This window comes from Corynebacterium sp. SCR221107 (assembly GCF_027886475.1).
GTDB lineage: Bacteria > Actinomycetota > Actinomycetes > Mycobacteriales > Mycobacteriaceae > Corynebacterium.
Genome location: NZ_CP115670.1, coordinates 16035 through 31870, shown reverse-complemented (window position 1 = coordinate 31870; position 15836 = coordinate 16035). Strand labels below are relative to the sequence as shown.

The following is a 15836-nucleotide window of genomic DNA, read 5'->3' as shown; positions in this document are numbered from 1 at the left end:
ATGGGACAAAATATTGAAAATAACTTCGGCAACGCACGTTTTCATGGCGACTTCAACCAAAACAACATCAATGCTTCCCGAGACATTCGATCACTCTCAGTTAGAGAGCTGGAAGCGGAGTTAGAGCGTCGGAAAGAGCTGCTATCAGCTTTGCGACGGAGCGAAAACAAAAAGACAATCAAGTTGATTGGAATTGGCCTTTCCCTAATTTTCGCAGGATTTCTTACTTACAAACTGAATGACTACGAAAGCCTTCAACAGTTTCTGGCCAAGATCCTGGAGGGAGTGACCATAAATGCCACTTACGGCATTTTGGTCGCGGTCCTGTCAGGCACTATGTTTACAGCGGCGGGAATTGGATCGTCTTACCAACGACCACAAGTTGCTAAAGAGAAACAAGAAATCAACCTTGTAAAAGCAGAGCTAAAACGACAACGCCAGCTAGAGAAGCGGCAAAAGAATCGGTAGCTTTCACCACATCCCGCCCTCCTCCCCAATATGTAACAGTTCGAGTAATATTTTCGATGTAGTTTTAAAATTCCACTCACACTGTTACATGAAAGGATAGTCGCATGGCCCATACGATCGACGAAAACCTGTTCACAATGAGGCGGGTACTCCGCAATCTTGAAGCTGACCATGATGCCCTACGGGAGGCAATGGCCGATGGACGACGCATGCGGGACTTGCTCCCCTACGGCGAATACATCAACCGGTACCGCAACCTGACCAGGGATCCCATGGTGGTAGCCTTTCACAAGCAATTCCACGAAAGCGGACTCGGTGGGCTCAAGATCGACGAATCCATGTTTCCACTGAGTCTCCGCTTCGAGGACGACGACGTCACCCTCGTCTTCCGCCGACCAGAAGGGTTCCGCCATGGAACAAACGAGGAATCCCCACAAAGGCCACTCATCGAGCGACAATCTCGCATCGTCCTCTTCTGGAAATATGCAAAGCCCGGAACCGATGCGCTCAAACTGATCTCGCTCCAAATGTTCGACAACGAAGGCCCTCTCGAAGAAGCCACCATGTTGTCCGAGAAAATTCCGCTGCTCACAAAACCAGAATCACTGACAACTACAATGTTCATCCCTACCCACGCTGATTCGCCCCGCTTCGATTTCGGAAACTAGAAAGCCAACTCATGCCAACCCCCAGCTCGAACCTGAAACACCTACGATTGCTCCTCGGACGATCCCAGGGGGAATTCGCCGAGCAACTAGGCGTCGCCCAATCCACCTTAAGCAGCGTCGAGCGACAAAACCGACCCCCCAGCACAAAGCTCATCAACACCGCGCGGTTTCAAACCGGAGTCAGCGCCGAATATTTCGATGAACCCATCCACTTCTACGCAGCACCCGATCTACTCTTCCGCTCAGCACGCGAAGGCCGCGCAGACGCAGACAAGATAGCTACAGCTTTTTCCATCACTGAGCATTATCTCCGCCGACAGTACCCCGAGGTAACGTCAGACCTTCCCACGATTCCGAAAGCTGATCTCGAAGGCGACCTCAGCCTCCGCATGCTGGAAGAATTCGCCTCTCGAGCTCGGGATCACTTTGGGATTGATCAAGATTCAATGATCCCAAACCTCACCACAGTGTTGAACGACCACGGAATCCTCGTTACCTCACTGCCTGACTACGTCGTTGAAGGGACCAACTTTGACGGAGTTTCAACGCCGACCGACTCGGCTTTGAGGATCATCGCGCTCAATCAACAACGAAGTGGAGACCGCTATCGATTCAGTCTCGCACACGAACTCGGCCACCTGATACTTCACGCAAACACACTCCGCTCCGACAAATCCCAGATGGAAAAGGAGGCGGATATTTTCGCTGCCAGCTTCCTCATGCCACGCGCTCTCCTCAAGCCTGTAATTACTCCAGAGCTCACGCTAAAGGACTACGCCGAGCTCAAAGCTCAATGGGGCTACTCCATCCAAGCAATCGTCCGACGTGCCCACGAACTCGAACTCATAGACTACAAACGCTACCGCAGCCTACGAATGCAAATCGCAGGCCGCGGATGGAACATCACCGAACCCGTCGACGTTCTCCTTGAAAACGTCTACATTAACCCGATCGACTTACTTTCCAACAACATCAAAAATCATCAATTGACGAACGAAGGTCTAGCAACTGTGACAACTCTGCATAAGCAATAGACAACCAAAAGCAAATACCCTTCACCTGTCCGCCGGCAAGCAAGTCAGGTGAAGGGCGGTCCAACCCCTACACGAGATCAGACAGGAGCAGTGTACCCAAAATGGCGTCGATCCATGAGTACACCACGAAAAAACACGGCACCCTCTACCGAGTCCAGTACGTCGACCAGTATGGTGTCGCCTCACAAAAACGCGGGTTTAGGACAAAGGCATTGGCGCGTGAATTCGTCGCAGATGTCGAGTCAGAGGTCAACAAAGGCACCTTCATCAAACCAGTCCTAGGCGAGACCACCGTAGGCGAGCTCGGCGAAGTATGGCTCGCCACTCGAACCCACATGAAGATCTCCACCCGAAATCTCATGACCATCACGTACCACACCCACATCGAGGACACCTGGTCACATCTTGAGATCGGCCGGATCCGACACTCGCAAGTCCAGCAATGGGTCGCAAGCCTTGATGGACAAATGTCCGCGTCCTCGGTGAGGCGGTGTCACAGTGTGCTCGCGCAGATCCTCGAAATCGGTGTCAAAGACCGGCTCATCCCATCAAACCCCGCCCGCGGCGTGCGACTACCGAGGAGGAAGAAATCCGACCAAGTCTTCCTCACACTCGAACAGGTGGCAAAGCTCGCGGGCGCCGCAAAATACCCCGAGATCATCTGGGTGCTCGCAACCACAGGACTACGATGGGGCGAACTTTGCGTCCTGCGGCCACGCGATATCGACCTCAAACGGCGTCGAATCAAGGTCGTGAGGGCAATGATTCGAGACGACTCCAAACGCATCTACGGCGAGCCAAAGACACACGAAAAGCGCACAGTTGCCGGGCCTACCTTCGTCTGCAACATGCTCGCCGACCTCATCACCGACATTGACCCCGACGTCTTAATCTGGCCTGGGCGAAACGGCGGCCCCATGGTCCCCCGGCCACAAAACATGGTTTGCCGCTGCCGTCGAAAAGTGCCTGGCAAACGGAGACATCCCGGCGCGCATCACCCCGCATGGGTTGCGGCATGTAGCGGCGGGGCTTTTGGTGTCGGCTGGCGCGAATGTGAAGGTCGTGCAGAAGCAATTGGGGCACGCCTCCGCTGTGATGATTTTGGACACGTATGCGTCGCTGTTCGATGGTGATTTGGATGAAGTGGCCGATGTGCTGGATTTGATGCGAGATGGATTGCCGGCAGAGGAGGCTCGCAAGCAGTTGGCGGAGGCTAACGACGTTGGTGATGATGCGCCGGATATTGGGGCGATGGCAGTAGTGTGACGTTTGTGGGTATATTGCCACAATCCTGCCTAATCCTGCCCATTCCTGCCATATACTGTCCTTTTGATATTCCATCGACATAGAACTTGGGAGGCAGGGCTATGGGCACGGTCTTGTCTGAAGATGCCTGTAAAGAGGTAATCGGTCAGGGGCTGGCATACGCTCTTGCCGCGCACAGCGCTGTAGAGGTGTCGCTAACTAGCCCCGGACAAGATCACCTCGCCAAAGACTGCACTTTTGCCTTTCCAGAGGCCGACCTACGGGTTCAGTTGAAGTCAACCGCATCGCCGATTCAAACCAAAGGCATGTACGCGTTCGACCTCGAATACGAGTGGATGGAAAAGTGGGCTCAATCTCGCATACCTGTCATCTTGGTGCTCACCGTCATCCATGAAAAAGAACGGTCTAAGTGGATAGAATTCGAGAAAAGCAGAACTCTATTTACATGTGACTCCCATTGGGTTCGAGTTGATGATTTTTCCCGAAACCACTTAGCCACAGGAAGCACGACCGCGAGACGCATTCACTTTCCAAAAGATCAATCGATCGGACCCAATTCGGTTGCGCTCTGGCGCTCGCTCGTGATTGAATCTTTCGGCCTACCAGGAACAGGAGACGGAAATGACTGATCAGCATTTTCTCTCGAATGAAAGTTTGACCTCCTGGCTGTCCTCGAAGTCTTGGACTGAAAAGTCCACGGGACCAATGGGCGCGCTCTGGGGCCCGATGGAAGATTCCCAACTCGAAACTCTCATAGGTATTCCTCAGCACTTTGAGACCGACCCAATTGCTGTTTCTGGACTTTTGAAGCGACTAAGCGACCATTTCAGAATGTCCGAACTCGACATCCGAAATGAAATCGAATTCAGGACTGTCGATATTTCACGGTTCGCGATCAATGTCAATCTTGAAAAAAGCCTCGGAGTATCTACCGCCCCTCTAAGCGATGTCAGCCGACTGTTTTCTGGTACTGGTCGAATCTTCAGGGCAGCCTCAATCACGTGCCAGAGCCCTACTGAAGTAATTGGCGATGCTTTTCCGGCTTCATCGAAAAGGCTTTTCCATAAGATTCAAGCCGGTTTCACCGAACAAGGGTCTTACGTTCTACCTGTCTACGTTGAGGTCGGAGATCCACAGACATCGCATGATCTGAGTGGACAAGCCCATGTAGTGCCGACTGAATACCGCAAGGTAACCCAAACCGTCGCCTTGGCATTCGAGAAAATGTTTGAGAAAGTCATTGACCCGAATAAAGAGCCAACGAGTCGGGATGCCATCAGAGACTTAGTTGAATCTGGTATTTCGAAAGAATTCCTGACCGCCGTAACTGACCTCATCCCAACCGACGGCTCCGATGCATACGCAAAGTTTCAATGGGCACCTTCGCATTCAATCACTCCAGAAGCCAAGAACCTTCCTACAGAATTCGTTGTTCCTAATGATGCGCGCGATCTTCTCACGTCAGTATCCAAGCGTTTCAAACCGACGGCGCCTGAGCCCGAGCCACTCGATGGAATAATCAAGGGCATCATCCGAGAGGACAACGGATCTGTAATCACAGTGATGGATGCACACCGCGGCGGAAAGAATCCGGGCGAAGGTCGTCGTGCAACCATTGAAGTTGTTCACCACGATGTTGACAATGCGCGGCTTGATGAGTTCTACAGGTGGTTCCGAGCATCGGACAAAGTGTACTTTCAAGGAAGTGTTCTAAAGCAGTCAAACAGGCTGACTATTCGACACCCACTTGAATTCAGCGCTCCCCCCACTCTGTTTGAGGACGAAGATGGGAAATAGCCAAAAATAGCCAAAACCGTCAAAAACCGAACATAAACGCTGGTCAATTGTCCCAGTGACATAGGTTCGAGTGTTAGGTGGACAAAGAGGCAAATTCCTGCGTCTTTATCCCCTTTTGCTGGGACTTTCCACCGAGTTCCAGCACCTCCCGAACAAGCTGCGCGGCCTGGGACGGGGTTCTGCCCACCTTTACTCCGGCGGCTTCCAGCGCGTCCTTCTTTCCCTGGGCAGTACCCGAGCTACCGGACACAATCGCCCCGGCATGTCCCATGGTCTTGCCCTCCGGTGCGGTAAATCCGGCGATGTAGGCAACAACCGGCTTGGTGACGTGTTCCTTGATGTAGGCGGCCGCGTATTCCTCAGCGTCGCCACCGATCTCACCGATCATGATGATGACCTCGGTATCGGGATCGTTTTCGAAAGCCTCGATCGCGGTGATGTGGGTGGTGCCGATGATCGGATCGCCGCCGATACCAACGCAGGTGGAAAAGCCGATGTCCGCAAGCTCGTACATCATCTGGTAGGTCAGGGTGCCGGATTTGCTCACCAGCCCGATCGGCCCTGCCTTCGGCGCGGTGTCGGCAGGGATAATGCCTGCGTTGGACTGCTCCGGGGAGTACAGCCCCGGACAGTTTGGGCCGATGATTCGGGTATCCGATTCCCGCGCCAGCGCATAAAGCTCAGCGGTGTCTTTGACCGGCACGCCTTCGGTGATGATGACCACCAATGGAATGTGGGCGCGGATGGCCTCCTCCGCGGCTTGCTTGGTAAAAGGAGCGGGCACAAAGATGACGGTGACGTTGGCGTCGGTGGCCCGCATCGCCTCACGTACGGATCCAAAAACGGGGATGTCTGAACCCTCAACGCTTACGGTCTCTCCAGCCTTGCGGGGGTTGACACCACCGACGATGGTGGAGCCGGCTTCGAGCATTCTTTTGGTGTGCTTGAGCCCCTCCGAACCGGTCATGCCCTGGACGATGATGCGGGAGCTGGAATCAAGGAAGATAGCCATGATGAGTAATCCTTTTCTAACGTGCGTTCGCGCCAATAAGGTCGGTCTCGGCCAAGAGCTGACTATCAGCGGCGAGCTCGGCAGCCCGGCGCGCGGCGGCATCCATGGTGGAGACCTGCTCTAGTTTTCGCAGGTTTGCCTCGGTGAGGACCCGGCGCCCGAGTTCAGCATTGTTGCCGTCGAGACGCACCACCAGCGGCTTCGGCTCGATGCCCGCCGACGCCAAGATCTTGAAGGCCTGCACGATGCCCTTTGCCACCTCATCACAGGCCGTGATGCCGCCGAAGACGTTGACGAAGACGGAACGGACATTGCTATCGCTCAAGATCACCTCGAGCCCATTGGCCATGACCTCAGCGTTCGCACCGCCACCGATGTCAAGGAAGTTGGCTGGCTTGGGGCAGCCCGGTAAGTCTTCGCCCGCATAGGCAACGACATCGAGGGTAGACATGACCAAGCCCGCGCCATTGCCGATCACACCAACATTGCCATCCAGTTTGACATAGTTCAGCCCCATATTCTGCGCCTTGACCTCGAGAGGATCGATGGCGCCGTGATCTTTCAAGCTCGCATGTTGAGGCTGGCGAAAGCTGGCATTCTCATCGACCGTGACCTTGCCGTCTAAGGCTATGATCTCGCCGCTTGAGGTCTTGACTAGCGGGTTGACCTCAACCAGTGTGGCATCTTCTTCCGTATAGACCCGGTACAGCTTCTTGAGCACCGGCACGAGCTTGGCCACATCCTTGTCGGCAAAGCCCGCTTCGTAGGCCATGTCACGGGCGAGGGTGTCGGTGAGACCATCCAGCGGAGAAAAGCTGCGGCGGATGAGGGCGGATGGGTTTTCGGCGGCTAGTTGCTCGATCTCCACACCGCCCTCTTTGGAGAGCATGGCAAGATAGCGGCGCTTGGTGCGATCCAACAGGATAGAAAAGTAGTACTCCTCGGCGATGTCGGCGCCTGCTGCCACCATCACCTTGCGCACCGTATGCCCCTTGATGTTCAGCCCGAGGATGTTCTCCGCTGCCGCTGCGGCCTCCTGCGGGCTGTGGGCAAGCTTGACCCCTCCGGCCTTACCACGTCCACCGACCTTGACCTGTGCTTTTACCGCGACTATTGGGGTGCCCAGCTTCTCAGCCGCCTCCTGAGCTTGGACGGCCGAGGTGGCTACGATACCGCGTAAGGTGGGCACGCCATGGGCTTCAAAAAGGTCACGAGCTTGGTACTCGTAGAGATCCACGCCTCCTCCTTCATGTAGTTTTGTTTGTTTTGTTAATGAATATGACCACAATGATGGGGAAAACACCGGTCGCCCGCAACAAGTTATTCACACCAATTGCGAACGAAACTTGGAAGAATTTGCAAATTCTTTGCCGCTTGGACGTGTGTCTGCACTTTCACTCACCACGCAAGGAAAGGCGCACATTAGCTAACTGTGAGAATGGGGGCACCCTACCACCGTGGGCGGTACCGCTAGCGTCCTTGGCCGGTCCTTTTCCGGCATTCGAGTGCATCCTTTGCCTACCCAGCCGCGAGGATTGCATTTTTCCGCCGCCAAGTGACAGCAGTGGTTTGCGTGAGGAATCTGCGCTGAAATGAGAAAAATTCCGACCAGGATCTCCTTCAAGGCCGGAATTATTTCTTAAGCTCACACAAGTGGGACTCCTACTTCACCCCACCATCGGCAAAAGCCACGGCCAGCAGTGCGGCTCCCTGCAGTATCACCGTGATTCCCACGAACCAAAGGATGGATGTGATGGACTCCATCGGGTAGACGATGAACACGACAGCCACCAGCAGCGCCAAGAATGCCACGAGGAAGAATACCCACCAGCGTGGCAACGCTAGGCTGCGCATACCAAGCGCGACCGTCATGTTCACCACCGCCAGCCAGATCGCAAACAGCGCGAAGAACACAAGCATGACTCCGCCAAAGACGGTGGGCATCATCACGAAGATGACGGCGACCATAAGCTGCAAGATACCTTCTAGCAGCATGAATCCACTGGGGCGGAAAAGCCCAAGCCCTAGCTTGGAGATTCGACGCGCCCGGAAGTAGGCATAGATGGCGATCAATCCATCACTGGCCACCCACACGGCCGCAATGAAGGAAATGACATCGAGCGAAATGCCCGGCCAGATGATGATGGCAATGCCCGCCGCGAGGGCCAAAAACCCCCTTATGATCAGATAGGCGCGACCTTGTTCGCGAAGATCGGAGACGAAAATTTCCACGATGCACCTCTATTCGTTATAGGACTTAGCATCTCCGGAGTGTGATGTAGACTTCATCAACAAGGCCCATTTTATGCCCAATATTGGTTGTGGGTCTCACGTCCACAACGGGCATGAGGCCTCCTTCGCGCCCCGTCCGCGGAGCCAATGATGCTCCCCCATCGCCTTCTCGCCTCTTTCCCTCGTTTCCGCGATGCGTGGATTGTCATCTTTTTCTACTGCAGGCGCGTTCACTGTGTGCGTCGTTGGTGCTTGCCGACGCACACAGGCCCCCTTGACCAGCGCTTCCTTACGTCCGTGCGGTCGTCTTGCAAGACTGCTTTCCCACGCCCCCTTCCTCCTAACACCACTGCTATCCCTAACCCATCGCAACAATGGTTTTGAATACAAAATACCTTTTCAGGGCAGTTTTTTGCACAATCGTGGCGCTTTCAGCAATTTGACGACCACCCCATGAATACACACTATCGGGGGCAATTTGGCGTCCGCCATCCGCCGTGGCGTCGTCGGCAAGCATGATGATGCCGGATGCGGGCTAATAAGCGTATCGGGAATCTAGCCCTTAAGGACAAAGAAAACACCCTAGCGAAATCTCTTCCGCTAGGGTGTGTGGGCTGTGGAGCATAGGAGAATCGAACTCCTGACCTTCTGCTTGCAAAGCAGATGCTCTACCAATTGAGCTAATGCCCCATTGTTCCTTGTGGGCCTAGCAAGAATCGAACTTGCGACCTCATCGTTATCAGCGATGCGCTCTAACCGACTGAGCTATAGGCCCTGGGAACGAGATAGAACTTTACACATTGATTTCAATCATTGGCAAATCAGCAGGTAATCACATATTTCCTGGGGCCTAACTCATGCTCATGGCAGCAGCCTTGTGCCGATAGACGCGTTTACGCATGACCTGTTCGGATTCCTGTACCGTGGGGTGTCGTCGACTTGCGCCGACAATCACGGACGTGGCTCCTGGCCACCTTTCGTGAATCGATCAACTGCATTCGCTGTCACTTTGTTGTCAGCGGCTGCACTCCTCGTCCATTCAAGGATTGCTATATGTTCATCGCCTCCGAGCCGCAGACCAAGCAGGCGCGGCTTAGCCCCGAGCACGAAGCCACCATCAAGGCCACCCTGCCTTTGGTCGGCTCCAAGATCAACGAGATCACCCCGCTTTTCTATCAGAAGATGTTCGCCGCCCACCCAGAGCTGATCGCGGACACTTTCAACCGAGGCAATCAGAAGCAGGGCGATCAGCAAAAGGCGCTAGCAGCCTCGATCGCCACCTTCGCCAGCATGCTCGTTGACCCGAATGCACCAGATCCAGTGGAGATGCTCGCCCGCATCGGGCACAAGCACGTCTCGTTGGGAATCACCCGCGATCAGTACCAGATCGTCCACGATCACCTCTTCGCAGCCATCGTCGAGGTCCTCGGCGCCGACGTGGTCACCGCGGATGTTGCAGAGGCCTGGGATGCCGTGTATTGGCTGATGGCCAACGTGCTCATCGACTACGAAGAGGCTCTCTACGCCTCCAACGACGTTGCCGCTGGCGATGTCTTCCGCCCGGTCACCGTCACGGCCAAGCGCCAGTTGACCGACAACGTCTACGAGTTTGAGCTCACCAGCGATTCCGGCGCGCTCGTTGCCCCACGGCCTGGCCAGTACACTTCCGTCGGCGTGGTGTTGCCTGACGGCGCCCGTCAGCTGCGCCAGTACTCCCTGCTGACCGGCGACGAGAACCGCTACCGCATCGCCGTGCAGATCGATGGCGAGGTCTCCACCTTCCTGCGCGATAACGTCCAGGTTGGCGATCAGATCGAGACCACACTCGCGGCCGGTGACCTCGTGCTGGACGAGTCCGACGCCCCCGTCGTCTTGGTTTCCCAAGGCATTGGCTCGACCCCCATGGTCGGCATGCTTGAGCACCTTTCCACCACGGGTTCTCGCCGCGCCGTCACCGTGTTGCATGCCGACGATTCCGAGCAGGCCTATGCGCAGCGCGAGCACGTCGCGGCATTGGTTTCTTCGCTTGCCGACGCCCAGCTGGTCGTTGCTTATCGCAAGGAAGGCGACCGCCTCAGCATCGCAGAGCACCTGCCCGAGGGTGCGGAGATCTACCTCTGCGGCGGCAACGGATTCCTCCAAGACATTCGCGAGCAGCTCACGGCCGCCACCGTGGACCCGGCGCGCATCCACTTTGAGCTGTTTAGCCCGAACGATTGGCTAGTCAGCTAGCAGGTTTCACACACGGGTAAAGGCCCGGTAATCCTTGGATACAGGGATTACCGGGCCTTTATTGTGAAGAGGTATCTTCAGTTAGTCTTCGTCCCTCAAGGTGACCTGAACGCCACCGAAAAGGTCGACAACTGCGTTGTAGACGATCGCGGCCAGTGGCGCGAGAACGGCCAGCGCCAGAGCCACGATGGCGCCGATGAGGCTGGCAACAGAGAGTACGAGGCCAAAGGTGATGGCCTGTTCCCCACCGATGCCACCGATGATGTCGTTGACCTGTACCCAGATGCCCGCAGTATCAAGGCCGAAGTACACCAACACAACGCAGATCACCCAGGCAGCCAATCCCACCAGGTTGATGGCAAGTGCGGTCTTAAATGCCGACACCGGGGAAACGTAGCGGATCGCTACCTTGTTACTGGCCATTCTCACTCCTCACCGTCGACATCAGGGGTCGCGCCCGATTCGGCTTCATTGTCGAGGAGCGACTCCTGGCGGGCCTTGTCGGCAGGCCCCTCGGACTCGCCCTTGGCGACGGCCTCGGCAACCTCCTCGCCCTCGCCCTCGACGTTGCGGTCGATGGCCAGCAGCTCCACGCCGTCTTCCAGGTTGACCAGGCGCACGCCCATCGTCGCACGCGAGGACGGACGGATCTGGGAGACCTCGGTGCGGATGACGCCGCCGGCGGTGGTGATGGCGAAGATCTCGTCCTCATCATCGACGGCAAGGGCGCCAATGAGCTTGCCACGCTTCGGGTTGTACTTGAAGGTGACAACACCCACGCCACCGCGGCCCTGTGCAGAGTATTCCTTCATAGCGGTGCGCTTGCCATAGCCGCCGCTGGTGGCAACCAGCAGGTAACCATCCTCGCGCACCACGCACATGGACAGTAGCTGGTCGTCGCCGCGGAAGCGCATGCCGCGCACGCCGGCGGTCGCGCGACCCATCGGGCGCAGCTGCTCGTCGGAGGCGGTAAAGCGAATGGACTGGCCTTCCTCCGACACCAGCAGCAAGTCGTCCTCGTCCGAGCACAGGGCGGCACCGATGAGCTTGTCGCCCTCGTTCAAGTTGATGGCGATCAGGCCACCGGAGCGGGCGGAGTCGTAGTCAGACAGGCGCGACTTCTTCACGCGACCCTGGGCTGTTGCCAAAACCAGGTACGGGGCGTCCTCGTAGCTCTGGATCTGGATGACCTGGGCGATGCGCTCCTCCGGCTGGAATTCCAGCAGGTTAGCCACGTGCTGGCCGCGCGCGGTGCGAGAAGCCTCAGGCAACTCGTAGGCCTTGAGGCGGTAAACACGGCCGAAATTAGTAAAGAAGAGGATCCAGTCGTGGGTGGAGCTGATGAAGAAGTGACGCACGATATCGTCCTGCTTGAGCTCCGCGCCACGCACACCCTTGCCGCCACGCTTCTGGGACTTGTAGGCGTCGACCTTGGTGCGCTTTGCGTAGCCGGTGGAGGTGATGGTGACCACCACGTTCTCGCGGGCGATGAGGTCTTCCTCGGTGACCTCGCCGGTGGCGGCGACGATCTGGGTGCGGCGCTCGTCGCCGTACTTTTCCACGATCTCCGCAAGCTCGTCGCGGACGATGGCGCGCTGACGCTCCGGGGTAGCCAGGATGTCCTTCAGATCGGCGATCTCGAGCTCGATTTCCTTCAATTGGTCGATGATCTTCTGTCGCTCCAGGGCTGCCAGGCGGCGCAGCTGCATCTCTAGGATGGCGTTCGCCTGGATCTCGTCGACCTCGAGCAGAGCCATAAGGCCGGTGCGGGCCTCGTCGACGGTCGGCGAGCGACGGATCAGCGCGATGACCTCGTCGAGCATGTCCAGCGCCTTGACCAAACCGCGCAGGATGTGGGCGCGCTTCTCAGCCTCGTCGAGGCGGAACTGGGTGCGGCGCACGATGACCTCGATCTGGTGATCGACATACAGGCGCAGCATCTGATCCAGGCGCAGGGTGCGTGGCACACCGTCGACGATGGAGAGCATGTTCGCACCGAAGTTGGTCTGCAGCTGGGAGTGCTTGTAGAGATTGTTGAGCACCACGCGCGGCACAGCGTCGCGCTTGAGGGTGACCACGATGCGCATGCCCACGCGGTCGGAGGACTCGTCCTCGATCTTGGAGATGCCCGCCATCTTGCCGTCGCGCACCTGCTCCGCGATGTTGGAGATGAGGTTATCCGGGTTGACCTGGAACGGCAGCTCAGTGATCACGATGGTCTGGCGGCTACCCTCTTCTTCGATGGAGGTCACGCCGCGCATGCGGATGGAACCGCGGCCGGTGGAGTAGGCGTCCTTGATGCCCTGAGTGCCCACGATGAGGCCAGCGGTGGGGAAATCCGGTCCCTTCACGCGTTCCATGCAGGCCTCGAGGGCCTCTGCGTCTCCTGCCTCCGGGTTTTCCAGCAGCCAGTAGATGGCCTCGGCCAGCTCGCGGAGGTTGTGCGGCGGGATGTTGGTGGCCATGCCGACGGCGATGCCGTTGGAGCCGTTCATCAGCAGGTTCGGCACGCGCGAGGGCAAGACATCCGGCTCTTGGGTCTTGCCGTCGTAGTTCGGGGAGAAGTCCACGGTATTTTCGCGAATGTCGCGGACCATCTCCATCGCCAGCGGGGTCAGGCGACACTCCGTGTAACGCATAGCAGCCGGGCCGTCGTTGCCGCGGGAGCCGAAGTTACCTTGGCCGTCGACAAGCGGATAGCGCATGTTCCAGTCCTGCGCCAGGCGAACCAGGGTGTCGTAGATGGCGGAGTCACCGTGGGGGTGGAACTGGCCCATTGTGTCCGAGACCGGTCGGGCGGACTTCACGTAGCCACGGTCCGGGCGGTAGCCGGAGTCATACATCGCGTACAGGATGCGGCGGTGCACGGGCTTGAGTCCGTCGCGCACCTCGGGCAGGGCTCGACCAACGATGACCGACATGGCGTAGTCGATATAGCTGGTCTGCATCTCTTCGTTCAGGTCGATCGGGCGCACCCGGTCGAAGCCGTCTCCTAAGAGATCGTCACTCATATGTCACCTATTTCCTCTTGGCATACAAGGCGCTACCCGTTCATAGCGGGCGCGCCCACAGACCCCCTCATTCTACCGGGGTGCCCGGCGTCTGGGGGCGCCCAGGACCTATTTATCGCGCTATTTTTCATCCACAAACATCTTTATTCACCCTTTTTTAGCCCTCATTTGCCCGCTGGAGGCCCACACCACCACAAAGCGGTATCATTCTGATACCAAAACGGGGCTGGCTGCGCTAGCATCGCGGACATGGCTATGACTTTGAGGTTGACCCCGGAACAAGATCGCGCGCTCACCTTGCTCGCCCAGGTAAGCGGCACCAGCAAGCAAGAGGCCGCCGCCCGCGCGATCGTCTCCACCGCCGCCCGCACGCTTGCCGACGAGGAGGTGCGCCAACTTGCCATCAGCATGCTTGACGACGTCGCCGCTACCGCCGAAATACTCAAGCCCCACCGCGCCGAAACCGGCCCCCACCCCTTAGGCCGCCGGCCACAGGCCTAATTCCTGGAGGTTCTTCACTCACCTGCCCCACAGGTTCCACGCCGCCCCTTTCCCCCTCCATCCCCGTTCATCCCGCGACTCGAAGAACACAATGAGCGCATCTCAGACCACTGACACAGCACGTCCTGCTGGCCTAACTCTGCGCGGACTAAGTCCCGAACAGGTCCTAGCCATCGCCGATATTGTGACATCCCGCTTTTCTTGCACAGTCCGCGATTATCAGGCGCTAGCCGCCATCGCGGGGGCAAGTACCGCACGATTTCACGGTATTGCCACCACAGAGGATGTTTTCACCCTTGCCCGGGGGGTGGAAAGAATTGCACTTGCACTTTCCCCCTTAAGCGATCGCAATGCCACCTTCGCGTCAGTTGTGGCCAGTGTCATTATCGCCCTCAACGACCGCAGATAAGTGAGACTTCGACGAGGGTTTACCTCCACTTTCACCCCTTCCCACCTCTGTTCGGCGCAGGTCATCGATAAAGTCCGTCATCACTAGGGGCGCTTCTTGGTTGCGGTGAGCGTTTTTCTTCCCGTAGTATCTGTGACTGTTGTGATTGCAGTTAATTAGTGTTTCTCGTGATATCACTTGCGTTTCGGCAGCTCGTTCTTTGTAGCAACCCCCCGGAACCCAAAAGCGAAGACACGCCCTGAGCTATTTTCGCGGGATTGTCTTTAACTGCGGCGGAAGAATGACAACGCGAAATAAGGAGCGGTTCCAATCGTGGGAACATCCCGATACTGGGTTCCTCCCACGTTTGGAATCGCGCCTTTGCATTTTTAAAACCAAAGCTAGATAAGCCTTGGCTACACCGTAACCGTCACTGCTTCGTTGAGGGGTTCGGACAGGAGACGTCGGAAAGCAAAGAAACGATTGGCTTTGGCTGGCCACCGATTTCCCCATACATCTGCCCTTCCACCAAGCTTCCCATCTGCGTGGCAAATCGCCCCAACTCCTGCGCACCCAATCGCACCGCGCCCACACTTAGGCCTCCACCCTGCTAAACGCTAGGATATGGGGGTACATGTCGCGTGGCGGGGACATCCCATCACCGTTGCAAGGACAGGACTAAGGCTTGACATGGATTCGCCACACCCAGGCGAGGCCACAAAAATGCACAATCCTTATCTTCCACCCGCACGCGAGAATTATTTCGAAAGGCATACATAGTGAGCTCACTTAATGATCTCCTCGGCCCGCAGCGCGAAGCCGTGGTCGCCGACCTCAGCGCGCTCGTGGAGAACACCGTCAGCAATCAGTCCGGCATCTCCGGCATGGCCCTCAAGGGCTTGGTTTCGGCCGCGAAGAAGGTTGATGGAAACATCGTTCCCAAGGGCCTCAACCGCCTGCTTCCCGAGCTGGCCGCAAACCTCGACCCGCAGTGGCAGGGCTTTCAGTCCTCCGGCGAGGCCGACTTCGGCGCCTACCTGGCAGCTCACAAGGATGAGGTCGTAGCCTCCGTCCTCTCCGTTGCCGATAAGGCCGCTGCCAGCTCCAACATCCCGGCCCTGGACAAGGGCTATAAGGCCATCCGCGGCAAGGCCGGTGACTTCATCGACCCAGTTCTCCCGGAGCTTGGCGCGCTCATCGTCAAGCATATGGACTAAGCGAACTCCC

The 15836-nt window shown here is 57.1% G+C and carries 16 protein-coding genes, 2 tRNA genes and 1 pseudogene; 11 read left to right on the top strand and 8 right to left on the bottom strand.

What is annotated here, in order from left to right:
- The 7 genes and pseudogenes from PAB09_RS00160 (at position 1) to PAB09_RS00130 (ending at position 5233) form a co-directional block, all read left to right on the top strand.
- Positions 1 to 468, top strand: coding sequence for a hypothetical protein (locus PAB09_RS00160; RefSeq protein WP_271034114.1), 468 nt, complete (start codon positions 1 to 3; stop codon positions 466 to 468).
- A 104-nt stretch (positions 469 to 572) separates the two neighbouring features.
- On the top strand, positions 573 to 1136 hold the full coding sequence (locus tag PAB09_RS00155; protein WP_271034113.1) for a hypothetical protein: 564 nt from the start codon (positions 573 to 575) through the stop codon (positions 1134 to 1136).
- Positions 1137 to 1147: 11 nt separating this feature from the next.
- The gene (locus tag PAB09_RS00150) at positions 1148 to 2170 is read left to right on the top strand and encodes an XRE family transcriptional regulator (protein ID WP_271034112.1); all 1023 of its coding nucleotides are present in this window, start codon (positions 1148 to 1150) and stop codon (positions 2168 to 2170) included.
- A gap of 897 nt (positions 2171 to 3067) precedes the next feature.
- A pseudogene (locus tag PAB09_RS13215) lies at positions 3068 to 3232 on the top strand (tyrosine-type recombinase/integrase); the annotation flags it as partial.
- Between the two features lie 33 nt (positions 3233 to 3265).
- Entirely contained in the window at positions 3266 to 3436 is a 171-nt protein-coding gene (locus tag PAB09_RS00140; RefSeq protein ID WP_271034111.1) for a hypothetical protein, read from the top strand.
- A gap of 101 nt (positions 3437 to 3537) precedes the next feature.
- The gene (locus tag PAB09_RS00135) at positions 3538 to 4065 is read left to right on the top strand and encodes a DUF4365 domain-containing protein (RefSeq protein WP_271034110.1); all 528 of its coding nucleotides are present in this window, start codon (positions 3538 to 3540) and stop codon (positions 4063 to 4065) included.
- On the top strand, positions 4058 to 5233 hold the full coding sequence (locus PAB09_RS00130; protein ID WP_271034109.1) for a hypothetical protein: 1176 nt from the start codon (positions 4058 to 4060) through the stop codon (positions 5231 to 5233). Before PAB09_RS00135 ends, PAB09_RS00130 begins: the two co-directional genes overlap by 8 nt.
- A gap of 73 nt (positions 5234 to 5306) precedes the next feature.
- Here the strand turns inward: PAB09_RS00130 and sucD are convergent, their stop codons facing one another.
- The 6 genes from sucD to PAB09_RS00100 all read right to left on the bottom strand — a co-directional run bounded on the left by sucD (position 5307) and on the right by PAB09_RS00100 (position 9252).
- Positions 5307 to 6245: a succinate--CoA ligase subunit alpha gene (gene sucD / locus PAB09_RS00125; RefSeq protein ID WP_271034108.1), complete on the bottom strand. Its 939-nt coding sequence runs from the start codon at positions 6243 to 6245 to the stop codon at positions 5307 to 5309.
- A 16-nt stretch (positions 6246 to 6261) separates the two neighbouring features.
- Positions 6262 to 7482: an ADP-forming succinate--CoA ligase subunit beta gene (sucC, locus tag PAB09_RS00120; RefSeq protein WP_271034107.1), complete on the bottom strand. Its 1221-nt coding sequence runs from the start codon at positions 7480 to 7482 to the stop codon at positions 6262 to 6264.
- Positions 7483 to 7907: 425 nt separating this feature from the next.
- Positions 7908 to 8477 carry a DUF308 domain-containing protein gene (locus PAB09_RS00115; protein WP_271034106.1) on the bottom strand — a complete coding sequence of 190 codons (570 nt, stop codon included), beginning with the start codon at positions 8475 to 8477 and terminating at the stop codon, positions 7908 to 7910.
- Between the two features lie 358 nt (positions 8478 to 8835).
- The gene (locus tag PAB09_RS00110; protein ID WP_271034105.1) at positions 8836 to 8994 is read right to left on the bottom strand and encodes a hypothetical protein; all 159 of its coding nucleotides are present in this window, start codon (positions 8992 to 8994) and stop codon (positions 8836 to 8838) included.
- A gap of 100 nt (positions 8995 to 9094) precedes the next feature.
- Positions 9095 to 9167 (bottom strand) — tRNA-Ala (locus PAB09_RS00105).
- A gap of 11 nt (positions 9168 to 9178) precedes the next feature.
- A tRNA-Ile gene (locus tag PAB09_RS00100) sits at positions 9179 to 9252 on the bottom strand.
- A gap of 278 nt (positions 9253 to 9530) precedes the next feature.
- Here PAB09_RS00100 and PAB09_RS00095 point away from each other — a divergent pair.
- Positions 9531 to 10709, top strand: a complete 1179-nt coding sequence (locus PAB09_RS00095) for a globin domain-containing protein (RefSeq protein ID WP_271034104.1) — start codon at positions 9531 to 9533, stop codon at positions 10707 to 10709.
- 81 nt (positions 10710 to 10790) lie between these two features.
- Here the strand turns inward: PAB09_RS00095 and PAB09_RS00090 are convergent, their stop codons facing one another.
- Both PAB09_RS00090 and gyrA read right to left on the bottom strand, forming a co-directional pair.
- Entirely contained in the window at positions 10791 to 11132 is a 342-nt protein-coding gene (locus tag PAB09_RS00090; RefSeq protein ID WP_271034103.1) for a DUF3566 domain-containing protein, read from the bottom strand.
- Between the two features lie 2 nt (positions 11133 to 11134).
- Positions 11135 to 13720 carry a DNA gyrase subunit A gene (gene gyrA, locus PAB09_RS00085; protein ID WP_271034102.1) on the bottom strand — a complete coding sequence of 862 codons (2586 nt, stop codon included), beginning with the start codon at positions 13718 to 13720 and terminating at the stop codon, positions 11135 to 11137.
- Between the two features lie 249 nt (positions 13721 to 13969).
- On the opposite strand from gyrA, the gene PAB09_RS00080 reads away from it, so the two are divergent.
- The 3 genes from PAB09_RS00080 (at position 13970) to PAB09_RS00070 (ending at position 15826) form a co-directional block, all read left to right on the top strand.
- Positions 13970 to 14221, top strand: a complete 252-nt coding sequence (locus PAB09_RS00080) for a CopG family transcriptional regulator (RefSeq protein WP_271034101.1) — start codon at positions 13970 to 13972, stop codon at positions 14219 to 14221.
- A gap of 91 nt (positions 14222 to 14312) precedes the next feature.
- Positions 14313 to 14630: a TetR family transcriptional regulator gene (locus tag PAB09_RS00075; protein ID WP_271034100.1), complete on the top strand. Its 318-nt coding sequence runs from the start codon at positions 14313 to 14315 to the stop codon at positions 14628 to 14630.
- 758 nt (positions 14631 to 15388) lie between these two features.
- On the top strand, positions 15389 to 15826 hold the full coding sequence (locus PAB09_RS00070; RefSeq protein WP_271034099.1) for a DUF6918 family protein: 438 nt from the start codon (positions 15389 to 15391) through the stop codon (positions 15824 to 15826).
- The last annotated feature ends 10 nt before the right edge of the window (positions 15827 to 15836 follow it).

Bases quoted from the DNA above. Each gene is read 5' to 3' on its own strand.
- PAB09_RS00075 (WP_271034100.1), top strand. From the start codon at position 14,313: ATGAGCGCATCTCAGACCACTGACACAGCACGTCCTGCTGGCCTAACT.
- PAB09_RS00110 (WP_271034105.1), bottom strand. From the start codon at position 8,994: ATGCTTGCCGACGACGCCACGGCGGATGGCGGACGCCAAATTGCCCCC.
- PAB09_RS00090 (WP_271034103.1), bottom strand. From the start codon at position 11,132: ATGGCCAGTAACAAGGTAGCGATCCGCTACGTTTCCCCGGTGTCGGCA.
- PAB09_RS00130 (WP_271034109.1), top strand. From the start codon at position 4,058: ATGACTGATCAGCATTTTCTCTCGAATGAAAGTTTGACCTCCTGGCTG.
- PAB09_RS00155 (WP_271034113.1), top strand. From the start codon at position 573: ATGGCCCATACGATCGACGAAAACCTGTTCACAATGAGGCGGGTACTC.
- PAB09_RS00095 (WP_271034104.1), top strand. From the start codon at position 9,531: ATGTTCATCGCCTCCGAGCCGCAGACCAAGCAGGCGCGGCTTAGCCCC.
- PAB09_RS00160 (WP_271034114.1), top strand. From the start codon at position 1: ATGGGACAAAATATTGAAAATAACTTCGGCAACGCACGTTTTCATGGC.
- PAB09_RS00150 (WP_271034112.1), top strand. From the start codon at position 1,148: ATGCCAACCCCCAGCTCGAACCTGAAACACCTACGATTGCTCCTCGGA.
- sucD (WP_271034108.1), bottom strand. From the start codon at position 6,245: ATGGCTATCTTCCTTGATTCCAGCTCCCGCATCATCGTCCAGGGCATG.
- PAB09_RS00140 (WP_271034111.1), top strand. From the start codon at position 3,266: ATGATTTTGGACACGTATGCGTCGCTGTTCGATGGTGATTTGGATGAA.
- gyrA (WP_271034102.1), bottom strand. From the start codon at position 13,720: ATGAGTGACGATCTCTTAGGAGACGGCTTCGACCGGGTGCGCCCGATC.
- PAB09_RS00135 (WP_271034110.1), top strand. From the start codon at position 3,538: ATGGGCACGGTCTTGTCTGAAGATGCCTGTAAAGAGGTAATCGGTCAG.
- PAB09_RS00080 (WP_271034101.1), top strand. From the start codon at position 13,970: ATGGCTATGACTTTGAGGTTGACCCCGGAACAAGATCGCGCGCTCACC.